Consider the following 12,123-nt stretch of genomic DNA (forward strand, 5'->3'; position numbering starts at 1 on the left):
CCGAAGGACGATGTTCGTTAGGATCGGGCCATGAGCCCTACCGCAGGCTTCCGCCCGCACCGCGTCGTCGTGCTCGCCCTCGACGGCCTGCTCCCTTTCGAGCTGGGCATCCCGCACCGCATCTTCGGCCGTCCGAAGGACTCCGGGGGCCGGCACCTGTACGAGGTCGTCACCTGCTCGGTCCGGCCACCGGGCCCGGTCGAGACGGACGCCGACTTCGCCATCCAGGTCGCGCACGGCCCGGAAGCCCTGGCCACCGCCGACACGGTGATCGTCCCGGCGTCGTACGAACTCGGTCCGGTCTTCGAGGAGGGCGTCCTCACCGACGAGTTGGCCGCCGCCCTCGCCCGCATCCGCCCCGGCACCCGCCTCGCCTCCATCTGCACGGGCGTGTACGTCCTGGCCGCCGCCGGAGTCCTCGACGGCCGCCCCGCGACCACGCACTGGGCCGACGCCGCCCGTCTCCAGCGCCTGTTCCCCAGCGTCAGGGTCGACCCCGACGTCCTCTTCATCGACGACGGCGACGTCCTGACCTCGGCGGGCGTCGCCGCGGGCATCGACCTGTGCCTGCACATGGTGCGCCGCGACCACGGCACGGCCGTCGCCAACGAGGTCGCCCGCCGTACGGTCGTACCGCCGCACCGCGACGGCGGGCAGGCGCAGTACATCGAGCGGCCCGTGCCCGATCCGCAGCTGTCCGGCACGACCGCCGCGCGCGCGTGGGCGCTCGGCCGCCTCCACGAGCCGATCCAGTTGCGGGACATGGCCGCCCAGGAGGCCATGTCGGTACGGACGTTCACGCGCCGCTTCCGCGAGGAGGTGGGTGTCAGCCCCGGCCAGTGGCTCACCCAGCAGCGCGTCGAGCGCGCCCGGCACCTCCTGGAGTCCACCGACCTCTCCGTCGACCAGGTCGCCGGGAACGCCGGCTTCGGCACCGCCCAGTCGATGCGCCAGCACCTGCAGACGGCGCTCGGGGTCACCCCGACGGCCTATCGCCGCACCTTCCGCACCAGAGTCACCGAGGGTGCGGGAACGACCCGGACGACGGGAGTCGTCGAGAGCCGGGACGAGAGTTACGGCGGTGTCGGCGCCCCGCGCTGAACGGGCGGCGTGCCGCGCCTCGCCCCACCGGCCGACGCACAGGAGCACGAGGGCCCCCACCCCGGCCGGGGCCGCCGTGGACGGCGCGACCACGAGGGCGGCGCACACGCCAGGCGGCCGGTCGCCGGGCGACCCGCGCCGGCGGCAGCGCACCTGACCGTGTACCCGGCGGCCGGGGCGTGCGCCGGGCGGGCCTCGCGCGGCGACGGGTCGCGGCGGTCTAGAACGTGAGCACCCCCCGCGCCACCCGCCCCGCCTCCGCGTCCGCCGTCGCCTTCGCGAAGTCCTCCACCGGGTAGGTCCGGGTGACGAGTTCGTCGAGGAGGAGGCGGCCCGTGCGGTACAGCTCGGCGTACAGGGCGACGTCCCTCTGCGGCCGGGCGGCCCCGTAGCGGCAGCCCAGGATCGACTTGTCCAGGAACAGGGAGGAGACGCGGAAGGAGGCCTCGGCGGTCGCGGGCGGCACCCCGAGGAGCACCGCCTGGCCATGCCGGTCGAGCAGGTCGACGGCCTGCCGGATCAGCTCCACCCGTCCGACGCACTCGAAGACATGGTCCGCGCCCGTCGGCAGCACCTCCCGCACGCCCTCGGTGGAGGTCAGGAAGTCGGTGGCCCCGAACCGCCGCGCCACGGCCTCCTTCGCCGGGTTCGCGTCGACGGCCACGATCCGCAGCGCGCCCGCGATCCGCGCGCCCTGGAGCACGTTGAGCCCGATCCCGCCCGTGCCGATGACGACGACGCTGTCCCCACGGTCCACGCGCGCGCGGTTGAGCACCGCCCCCACGCCGGTCAGCACCCCGCAGCCGATCAGCGCGGCGGACGGCAGCGGGATGTCCTTCGGGATGCGCACGGCCTGGACGGCCTTGACGACCGTGCGTTCCGCGAACGCCGAGTTGGACGCGAACTGGTACACCGGCCGACCGCCCCGCGAGAACGGCCGGCCGGGCCGCCCGATGGCCCGCCGGCACATCGTCGGCCGCCCCCGGTCGCACTCCGGGCAGGTCCCGCAGTTGGCGAGCGTGGACAGCGCGACATGGTCCCCGGCCACCACATGCGTGACCCCCGCGCCCACCGCCTCCACCACGCCCGCGCCCTCGTGCCCCAGCACCACCGGCGCCGGGAAGGGAATCGTCCCGTCGATCACCGACAGGTCGCTGTGGCACAGCCCGGCCGCCGACACGGCCACGAGCACCTCCCCCGGCCCCGGCTCCCGTACCTCCAGATCGTCGACGACCTCGGCCCGCTTCCCGTCGAACACCACGCCCCGCATCACGTCCCCCATCCCTTGGGCTGTCTGGGCAGACCGAGCACCCGCTCGGCGATGATCGTGCGCTGGACCTGGTCCGAGCCGCCGTAGATCGTGTCGGCCCGCGAGAACAGGAACAGGTGCTGCGTGTCGTCCAGTTCGTACGGCGCGGAGGGCGACCAGTGCGCCGGCCCCACGCCCGCTTCCGCGCCCCGCACCCGCACCGCCAGCTCCCCGAGCCGCTGGTGCCAGCCCGCCCACAGCAGCTTGGCCACACTGGGCGCGCCGGGCCCGGCCGAACCCCCCAGCGTCCGCAGCGCGTTCCACCGCATGGTCCGCAGCTCCGCCCACAGCCGCACCAGCCCGTCGCGTACGACGGGGTCGTCGGCGGCGCCGGTCTCCACGGCCGTGCGGACCACGCGCCCCAACTCCTCTGCGAAACCGATCTGCTGGGCGAGCGTGGAGACGCCGCGCTCGAAGCCGAGGAGGCTCATGGCGACCCGCCAGCCGTCCCCCTCGGCGCCGACGAGATGCCCGGCACGCGCGCGTGCCCCGTCGAAGAAGACCTCGTTGAAGTCGCTCGTCCCGGTCAGCTGCCGGATCGGCCGCACCTCGATCCGCCCCGGCTGGTCCATCGGCACGAGCAGAAAGCTCAGCCCGTGGTGCCGCACCGACCCCGGATCGGTCCGCGCCAGCACGAAACACCAGTCGGCCTCGTGGGCGAGGGAGGTCCAGATCTTCTGCCCGGTGAGGCGGTACGACCCGTCCGCCACCCGCTCCGCGCGCGTCCGCACACCCGCGAGGTCCGACCCGGCACCGGGCTCGCTGTACCCCTGGCACCACAACTCGGCCCCGGCGGCGATCGGCGGCAGGAACCGCTCCTTCTGCTCCGCCGTGCCATGCGTGAGCAGCGTCGGCGCCAGCAACTTCTCCCCGATGTGCCCGGACCGCGCCGGCGCCCCCGACCGCACGTACTCCTCGGCCCAGACCACCTGCTGGGTGAGAGTCGCCACCCGGTTGCCGTATCCGCCCTCCCCCCAGCCGATCCCGATCCACCCGTCCGCGCCGAGAGCCCGCTCCCAGGCACGACGTTCGCCGGCGTGCGGGACATGCAGACCCAGCCAGTCCCGGGCTTCGCCCCGAAAGGCCTCGTCGAGAGCAGAGAACCCGAACTCCACGGCCACTCCTCCATCAGGGAAGGGACATCTGTCTGGTCCAGGGGCGCGGGGCCGCGTCGCTGTGCGGCTCCGCCGTGGGGCCACGCCCAGCCCTCGCCCACCGCGCCCGGGCGACGACCGTGCCCTCTCACCCCGGCGGCAGCAACGGCATCGGATCCACCCCCACCGACCCCGGCAGCACCTCGGCGATCCGCTCCGGCGTCCACGCGCCGCCCTCCGCGAAAGCCGACCTCAGTTCCCGTGGCTGCGCCCACACCGCGATCTTCGGCCCCGCCACCGTGTACACCTGTCCGGTCACCCCCGCCTCCCGAGCCCGCTCGGACAGCAGGTAGACGACCAGCGCGGCCACGTCCTCCGGCTCCCCGATCTCCGCCAGCTCCATCGGCACCCCGGCCGACATCCGCGTACGGGCGACGGGTGCCACCGCGTTGGCGGTCACGCCGTACTTGTGCATTCCGAGCGCGGCGCTGCGCACGAGCGAGATGATCCCGCCCTTGGCCGCGCTGTAGTTGGCCTGGGAGTACGACCCCTGGTGGCTGCCGCTGGTGAAGCCGATGAGGGTGCCGGAGCGCTGGGCGCGCAGCACCGCCGACGCGGCCCGGAACACCGTGAAGGTGCCTTTGAGGTGGGTGGCGATGACCGGGTCCCACTCGTCCTCGGTCATGTTGAACAGCATCCGCTCGCGCAGGATCCCGGCCACGCACACGACCCCGTCGAGCCGTCCGAAGGCCGACAGGGCGGAGTCGACGACCCGTTGGCCGCCGGCCATGGTCGAGATGTCGTCGGCGACGGCGACGGCCCGGCCGCCGGCGGCCTCGATCTCCTTGACGACGGCCTCGGCTATCTCGCTGGAGGGCGAGCCGCCGTCCACCGAGACGCCGTAGTCGTTGACGACGACGCCCGCTCCCTCGGCCGCCGCGGCGAGCGCCACCGCCCGGCCGATCCCTCGTCCGGCGCCGGTGACGGCGACGGCCTTGCCGGTCAAGAAGTTCCCCACGCCCGGCCCCTTCCCGCAGTTTCTGACGGACCGTTAGATTTTATGTCCCGTCGGATACCCGGCGACAAGCCCCGGGGAGGCACCGAATGGCACTGCCGGTCGAGTTCCACGACATCGCCGAGCGCGTCAACAACTGGGGACGCTGGGGCACCGACGACGAGATCGGCACCCTCAACCTGGTCACCGACGAGGTCGTACGGCGTGCCGCCGCCGAGGTGCGCACCGGGCGCCGCGTCCCGCTCGCGCTGCCGTTGCGGGAGGACGGCGTGCAGACCGGCATGATCCCGGGGCGGGTCAACCCCCTGCACGCGATGGTGCAGATCAACCAGGAGATCTTCGGGCCGGGCACGGTGGCGTGCAGCGACGACGCCGTGACGATGGGCCTCCAGGCGGCCACCCACTGGGACGCGCTGCCGCACGTCTCGCACTCGGGCCGGATCTACAACGGACGTCCGGCCGGCACCGTCACCGCGCACGGCGGCGCCGAGTTCAGCGGCATCGACAAGGCCGGGCACGTCGTCTCGCGCGGGGTGCTCCTGGACGTGGCACGCGCGCGTGGCGTCGAGCGGCTGGACGGCGGACACGCGGTCACCCCGGAGGACCTGGAGGCTGCCGAGGAACTGGCGGGGACGCGGGTGCGGGCGGGCGACATCGTGCTCGTACGGACCGGGCAGATACGGCTCTACCTAGCCGGGGACCGGCAGGCGTACGCGCACCCCTCACCGGGGCTGTCGGTGCGCACGCCGGAGTGGTTCCACGCGCGCGATGTGGCGGCGGTCGCCAACGACACCCTGACGTTCGAGGTGTTCCCGCCCGAGATCGAGGATCTGTGGCTGCCGGTGCACGCGCTGCACCTGGTGGAGATGGGCATGATGCAGGGCCAGAACTGGAATCTCGAAAAGTTGTCCACAGCCTGTGGACAAGAGGAGCGTTACGCGTTCCTGCTCTCCGCGATGCCCGAGCCGTTCGCCGGCGGGACCGGGACGCCGGTGGCACCGGTGGCCGTGCTCTGACGACCCCCTCCCCCGCCGGGCCGCGGGCGGCCAACCACCCCATGGATGACGCCGGATGGTGGCGCGCCGCTGCCCGCCCCGAGCACGGCACCACGCGCCACCATCGACTCGGCGTACCCGCCCCGGCCTCCCCCGGCCCTGAGGGACCCGACGCCGCATCACGACCCACACTCGGCGGGGGTCCCCGTCACCGGAACCCTCGTCGTCCCCTCGCGGCGAATCGCTGACCATAAGCGTGATCAAACGGACACCTGGCGTCAACACCCGATCGGGGATTTGTGAATTACGTCCCATTTGCCATGGGCGCGCACGGAAGCACATCCAGGCGCACCGCCGCCCTCCCCGGCCGGACCGACAGCGCTTTCTGCACCCGTACACCGTGCACCGTGCCCCGCGCGCCGTCCGGAACCGTGTATGCCGGTGCGCCCGTGTGCCGGTGCGCCCGCCTGCCGGTGCGGCTGCGTGCCCGTGTACCGGCCTGCCGGTGCGACTGCGTGCCCGTGTACCGGCCTGCCGGTGCGACTGCGTACCCGTGTACCGGCCTGCCGGTGCGACTGCGTGCCCGTGTGCCCGTGTGCCGTCACACGCCTCGTACGCGAACCCCTCGTAGACCGGCGGCCGGAAGGCACCGGCTCCGCCCTCCACCGTGACGCCACCGTCCGCGGTGACGCCCCTCTCCGCCGCGCCGCCGCACTCCGCCGCGTTTCCGGGGCCGGCACGGTCGACGGGCCGGACGCAGCGGTCGAGTTCGCACCAGATGCGCTTGCCGGGGCCCTCGACACTCCAGCCCCAGCGGTCCGCGAGACCGTCCACGAGGGCGAGGCCACGGCCGCCCGTGGAATCGTCGCCCACACAGCGGGGCACGGGCGCCCGGTCGCTGCTGTCGGCCACCTCCAGCCGGACGGTGGCCTCCCCGGCGCCGGCGCCCGGCAGGGAGAGCCGCAGCACGGCCGGACAGCCGGTGTGCACGACGGCGTTGGTGACCAGTTCGGAGACGAGCAGGATCAGCGTCTCGGCGAGTGGCTCGTCGGCCTCTATCCCGGACCCGACGATGCGCGAACGGGCCCACCGCCGGGCGCGACCCACTTCAGCGGGGTCGGGCCGGATCTCCAGTTGCACTTGAAGCACCTGCACCGCTCACACCATCCGAACCGGCGGACACATGGCCGCGCGCCACGTGAGCCACGCAAGCCACACGAGCACCATGACGACGAGGGCCACGATCGTAGCCATTTTCCGCATGACCAGAACAACGGCCAGGGGCGGAGTGACGGAACGTGATTCCCTTACGAGACAGCTTGGTTGACATACAGTCACCTCAACAAGCGCTTCGGGCATATTCCAGCGCGAAGGAGTACGCGTGCGGCATACTGTGCGACGCTCGTTGCGGCGAGTCGAACAGGCCATGATCCCGCGCCCGCCCGGCCTGCGAGCAGGGGCGCGCACCGTCGGATCCGGCACTGCCCCGCAGGCACCACCGGCACGGCTCGCGCTCGTAGCCACTCGCATCCCACAGAAGGTACCGGAGCAACTCCCCGACTCCGGCCCGTGACGGGTCACGCATCGGCCACAACCACATCTCACGCTGTGTGATCGGTCGATGCCACGATCATCGACACACCTCCCGGCCGACGCCCATCAGTGCAGGCCGACGCCCCTGCGACCCGCTCCGGACAGCAGCTCGCGCGCCAACAGCTCCTCACTCTCCGTGCCGCCCCCGGCACGTCGGGTGCGCACCACGCCCGCTTCAGCACCAGGTGCACCTCCGCCTCCCAGGTGAAACCCATCCCGCCGTACACCTGAAGGCAGTCGCGCGCACCGCGTACGGCGGCCTCGTCGGCGAGGAGCCGGGCCGTCGCGATGTCGGCCGGGTCGGCGGTCACGGCGGCCCCGTAGACGGCGGCCCGCGCGACCTCCACCCGCACCAGCAGCTCCGCGCACAGGTGTTTGACGGCCTGGAAGCCTCCGATCGGCTGGCCGAACTGCTCGCGCGTCCGCGCGTGTTGCACGGCCAGCTCGCACGCGCGCGTGGCGCCACCGAGCTGCTCGGCGGCGGTGAGGAGGACGGCGACGGGGTCGGGGACGGCCTCCGGGCCCGCGGACACGGCAGGCGCCGCGGGGAGCCGGTGCAGCGGCGTCAGCGGATCCACCGACCGCAACGCGACCGCACCCGACCCGGCCACCCCCCTTCCTCCGCCCCCCTCCACCACGTCCGCCTCCGTCAGCCACTCCACCCGGCCGCCGTCGACGGCCGTCACGACCGCTTCGCCGGTCGCGGCGCCCGGGACGCGTCCGGCCGCGAGGTGGGTGGCGATCAGCGGGCCGGGGAGCAGCACCCGGCCCGCCTCCTCGAACGCCAACACGGCCTCGGGCAGGCCGAGTCCCACTCCACCCTCGGACTCCGGCAGCCGCAGCGCGAAGAACCCGGCGTCGCCCAGCGCCCGCCACAGGGCCCGGTCGAGGGCGGGTGGCCGGTCGGCCGCGGCCCGCAGTTCCCGGGGCCCGAAGCGGCGCGCGAGCACCTCCCGCACCCCGTCCCGCAAGGCGCGCTGGTCCCCGCTCAGTTGGAAACGCACGTCATCGCCCCTTCGGCAGCCCCAGGATCCGTTCGCCCACGATGTTCCGCTGGATCTGCGAGGTCCCGGCCGCGATGGTGTACGACAGGGAGGTCAGGCGGTCGAGCACCCAGGGCCGGTCGAGGTCGAGGGCCGCGTCGCCGAGGACGTCGGCGGCGGTGTCGTACAGGTCCTGGCGCGCCTGCGCGTACCTCAGTTTGAAGACCGAACCCGCAAGGCCCGGCACTCCGCCGGAGGCCTCCGCGGCGCTCACGTTCCACTGTGCGAGCCGCCACAGCGCGCGGAACTCGGCGTTGAGCCGGCCGAGCCGGCGGCGCAGCGCGGGATCGTCCCAGCGGCCGTTGTGCCGGGCCTCCTGGGCGAGTTCGCCGAGGACCCGGCGGCAGGCGACCACCTCGCCCGCGAACGCCGTGCCGCGTTCGAAGGACAGCGTCACCATCGTCACCCGCCAGCCGTCGTTCTCCTCCCCGACACGGTGGTCGGCCGGCACCCGCACCTCGTCGAGGAACACCTCGGCGAACTCGGTGGACCCGGCGAGCGTGCGCAGCGGCCGCACGGTGATGCCGGGCGTGTCCATGGGCAGGGCGAGCCAGGTGATCCCGTGGTGCCGGGGCGCCTCCGGGTCGGTGCGCACGAGCAGTTCGCACCAGTCGGCGACCTCGGCGTGCGAGGTCCAGATCTTGGAGCCGGTGACCACGTAGTGGTCGCCGTCGCGCCACGCGCGCGTGCGCAGCGCCGCGAGGTCGGAGCCGGCGCCGGGCTCGCTGAAGCCCTGGCACCAGACCTCCTCGCCGCGCAGGATCGGCGGCAGCCAGCGGGCCCGCTGCGCCTGCGTCCCCTCGGCGGCGACGGTCGGCCCGGCGTGCAGGAGTCCGACGAAGTTGGCGCCCACATAGGGTGCGCCCGCCTTCTCCGTCTCCTCCAGGAAGACGAGCCGGACGCCGGGCGGGGCGTCCCAGTGGACGTGCCCGTACCCGGCGTCGTACAGCATCCGCTGCCAGCCGAGGTCGTACGCCCTGCGTCCCGGCCAGTCGGCGGGGGACGGCCTCGGCGGGAGGGTGGGGAGCGCCTTGCCCAACCACTCCCGCAGCCGGGCCCGGAAGCCCGCCTCCTCGGCGCTGTCCGCGAGGTCCATCAGCGGTCGAGGTCGAGGCCGAGCATGCGGATGGCGTTGCCGCGCATGAGCTTGTGGACGGTCTCGTCGTCGAGGCCCTCGACGTGGTCGAGGGCGACCTCCCTGGTGTGCGGGAAGGTCGAGTCGACGTGCGGGTAGTCGGTCTCGAAGGTGGCGTTGTCGCGCCCGACGACGTCCAGCGAGGCGACCCCGTGCTTGTCGCGGAAGAAGCAGCAGAAGATCTGCCGGTAGTAGTACGTCGACGGCGGCTCGGGGATCAGATCGCGGACGCCGCCCCAGGCGCGGTGCTCCTCCCAGACGTCGTCGGCGCGTTCCAGGGCGTACGGGATCCACCCCATCTGGCCCTCGGAGTAGGCCAGCTTGAGCGTCGGGAACTTCACCAGCACCCCGCTGAAGAGGAAGTCCATCATCGAGGCCATGGCGTTGTTGAAGCTGAGCGCGGCCTGGACGGCGGGCGGGCGTCGGGGGAGGCGGCCGGCATCTGGGACGAGGACCCGATGTGCATGTTGACGACCGTCCCGGTCTCCTGGCAGACCGCGAAGAACGGGTCCCAGTAGCCGGAGTGGATGGACGGCAGGCCCAGGTGGGTGGGGATCTCGGAGAAGGTCACCGCGCGCACCCCGCGGGCGGCGTTGCGCCGGATCTCCGCGACCGCGAGGCCGATGTCCCACAGCGGGATCAGGCACAGCGGGATGAGCCGTCCGCCGCTGTCGCCGCACCACTCCTCGACCATCCAGTCGTTGTAGGCGCGCACGCAGGCGAGGGCGACCTCCTTGTCGTGCGCCTCGGCGAAGGTCTGCCCGCAGAAGCGGGGGAAGGTCGGGAAGCAGAGGCTGCCCTCGACGTGGTTGAGGTCCATGTCCTTCAGCCGCTCGGCGGGGTCCCAGCAGCCGGGCCGCATCTCCGCGCGCGTGATGCCCTCCAGGGTCATCTCGTCCCGGTCGAAGCCGACGGCGGCGATGTTGCGCTTGTACGGGAACCTGAGGTCCTCGTAGATCCACCAGTCGGTGGGCGGGCCGTCCGGATCCATCGTGATCTGGTACTTGCCGCCGACGTAGGCCAGCTCACCGATGCCGGCGGTCAGCGGCTTCGGCCCGCGGTCGCGGTACTTGTGCGGCAGCCAGGTCTCGAAGAGGTGCGCGGGCTCGATGACGTGGTCGTCGACGCTGATGATGCGGGGCAGTTCGGTCATGGGTCCCCTCCGCCGGGCCGACACGGTCCGTTTTTCTGACGGTCCGTCAGGTCAGGTCTACGGGCAGGCTAGCCCCGCACCCCTGGACCGACAAGGCACCCGGCCCTACGCTCTGCCCACGATCTGACTGACCGTCAGCTGAATCAGGGGGTCGCCGTGCCCGACACCGCCATCGCCATCGCCCTCAGCACGTCCCGCACGCTCTGGGACCTGCTCGCCCGCCGCGCCGCGCTCACCCCCGACCGCCCGGTCCTCCTCCAGGGCGACCGCGCGCTGACCTTCGGCGCCCTGCGCGACCGCGCCGAGCGCACCGCGGCGGGCCTGTACGGCATGGGCGTACGCCCCGGCACGGTCGTCGCCTGGCAGCTCCCCACGCGCCCGGAGACGGCCGTCCTGTCCTTCGCCCTGGCCCGCCTGGGCGCCGTACAGACCCCCGTGATCCCCTTCTACCGGGACCGCGAGGTCGGCTTCGCGCTGCGCGAGTCCAAGGCGGAGTTCTTCGCCGTACCGGGCGTGTGGCGCGGCTACGACCACACGGAGATGGCCCGGCGGCTGGGCGCGAAGGGCGTCTTCGAGGCCTACGACGACCTGCCCGAGGGTGACCCGGCGGTACTCCCCGCCCCGCCCACCGAGGGCACCTCCGTGCGCTGGATCTACTGGACCTCGGGCACGACGTCCGACCCCAAGGGCGTCCTGCACACGGACCGCTCCCTCATCGCGGGCGGCGCCTGCCTCGCCCACGCCCTGCGCCTCACGGCCGACGACGTCGGCTCGATGGCCTTCCCGTACGCCCACATCGCCGGCCCGGACTACACGGTGATGCTGCTCCTGTACGGCTTCCCGGCGGTGATGTTCGAGCACTTCGCCCTGCCGGACGCGCTCGCGGAGTACCGCCGGCACGGCGTGACGGTGGCGGGCGGCTCGACGGCGTTCTACTCGATGTTCCTCGCGGAACAGCGCAAGCGGCCGGGTCTCCCGGTGATCCCGACCCTCCGCCTCCTCGCGGGCGGCGGGGCCCCCAAACCCCCCGAGCTGTACCACGCGGTGGTCCACGAGATGGGCGTCCGGCTCACCCACGGCTACGGCATGACCGAGGTCCCGATGATCACGATGGGCTCCCCCGACGACACGGCCGACAACCTGGCGACGACAGAGGGACGCCCCCCGGAGGGCATGGAGATACGGATCGTGGACGGCGAGGTGCGCCTGCGCGGAGAGGCGGTCTGCCAGGGCTACCTCGACCCGGTCCAAACGGCGGAGGCCTTCGACCCGGACGGCTTCCTGCGCACCGGCGACCTGGGCCACGTCACCGACACCGGCCACCTGGTCCTCACCGGCCGCCTCAAGGACGTGATCATCCGCAAGGGCGAGAACATCTCGGCGAAGGAGATAGAAGACCTCCTCCACACCCACCCCGCGGTGGAGGACGTGGCGGTGATCGGCCTACCCGACCCGGAACGGGGCGAGCGCGTGTGCGCGGTGGTGGAACAACGCCGGAGCCCCGGGCAGGAGACCGAGAACCTGACCCTGGCCACGGTGACGGCACACCTGAGAGCGGCGGGCCTGTCGGTCCACAAACTGCCGGAACAACTGGAGGTGGTGGACGCCCTGCCGCGGAACGAGACGCTGAGGAAGGTCCTGAAGTACCGGTTGCGGGAGAGGTATGCGGGGACGGGGGGTTGAGG

7 protein-coding genes and 3 pseudogenes are annotated in these 12,123 nt (G+C 72.9%); 3 read left to right on the forward strand and 7 right to left on the reverse strand.

What is annotated here, in order from left to right; translation table 11 throughout:
- The first annotated feature begins 30 nt into the window (after nucleotides 1–30).
- A complete protein-coding gene (locus BM536_RS15380) occupies nucleotides 31–1,101 on the forward strand; it encodes a GlxA family transcriptional regulator (RefSeq protein ID WP_245873506.1) in 1,071 nt (356 codons plus the stop codon).
- Nucleotides 1,102–1,321: 220 nt separating this feature from the next.
- On the opposite strand, the gene BM536_RS15385 is transcribed toward BM536_RS15380, so the two are convergent.
- From BM536_RS15385 to BM536_RS15395, 3 genes are all read right to left on the reverse strand, one after another.
- Nucleotides 1,322–2,371 carry a Zn-dependent alcohol dehydrogenase gene (locus BM536_RS15385; RefSeq protein ID WP_073498614.1) on the reverse strand — a complete coding sequence of 350 codons (1,050 nt, stop codon included), beginning with the start codon at nucleotides 2,369–2,371 and terminating at the stop codon, nucleotides 1,322–1,324.
- Entirely contained in the window at nucleotides 2,371–3,525 is a 1,155-nt protein-coding gene (locus BM536_RS15390; protein WP_094103131.1) for an acyl-CoA dehydrogenase family protein, read from the reverse strand. The genes BM536_RS15385 and BM536_RS15390 overlap by 1 nt, the downstream gene beginning before the upstream one ends.
- A 127-nt stretch (nucleotides 3,526–3,652) precedes the next feature.
- Entirely contained in the window at nucleotides 3,653–4,522 is an 870-nt protein-coding gene (locus BM536_RS15395) for an SDR family NAD(P)-dependent oxidoreductase (RefSeq protein ID WP_073498609.1), read from the reverse strand.
- Nucleotides 4,523–4,608: 86 nt separating this feature from the next.
- Between BM536_RS15395 and BM536_RS15400 the strand changes: the two genes are divergently transcribed.
- Nucleotides 4,609–5,535: a cyclase family protein gene (locus BM536_RS15400; RefSeq protein ID WP_073498608.1), complete on the forward strand. Its 927-nt coding sequence runs from the start codon at nucleotides 4,609–4,611 to the stop codon at nucleotides 5,533–5,535.
- A gap of 585 nt (nucleotides 5,536–6,120) precedes the next feature.
- Here BM536_RS15400 and BM536_RS15405 read toward each other — a convergent pair.
- From BM536_RS15405 to BM536_RS15425, 4 genes and pseudogenes are all read right to left on the reverse strand, one after another.
- Nucleotides 6,121–6,654: pseudogene (locus tag BM536_RS15405) on the reverse strand (ATP-binding protein); the annotation flags it as partial.
- 519 nt (nucleotides 6,655–7,173) lie between these two features.
- Nucleotides 7,174–8,111, reverse strand: a pseudogene (locus BM536_RS15415) (acyl-CoA dehydrogenase family protein).
- A 1-nt stretch (nucleotide 8,112) separates the two neighbouring features.
- The gene (locus BM536_RS15420) at nucleotides 8,113–9,246 is read right to left on the reverse strand and encodes an acyl-CoA dehydrogenase family protein (protein ID WP_094103034.1); all 1,134 of its coding nucleotides are present in this window, start codon (nucleotides 9,244–9,246) and stop codon (nucleotides 8,113–8,115) included.
- A pseudogene (locus BM536_RS15425) lies at nucleotides 9,246–10,438 on the reverse strand (amidohydrolase family protein). The gene BM536_RS15420 and the pseudogene BM536_RS15425 overlap by 1 nt, the downstream one beginning before the upstream one ends.
- Nucleotides 10,439–10,594: 156 nt before the next feature.
- Between BM536_RS15425 and BM536_RS15430 the strand changes: the two are divergent.
- On the forward strand, nucleotides 10,595–12,121 hold the full coding sequence (locus BM536_RS15430) for a class I adenylate-forming enzyme family protein (RefSeq protein WP_094103035.1): 1,527 nt from the start codon (nucleotides 10,595–10,597) through the stop codon (nucleotides 12,119–12,121).
- Nucleotides 12,122–12,123: the final 2 nt, after the last annotated feature.

Origin of the sequence: Streptomyces phaeoluteigriseus (assembly GCF_001896135.2) — a bacterium.
GTDB lineage: Bacteria > Actinomycetota > Actinomycetes > Streptomycetales > Streptomycetaceae > Streptomyces > Streptomyces phaeoluteigriseus.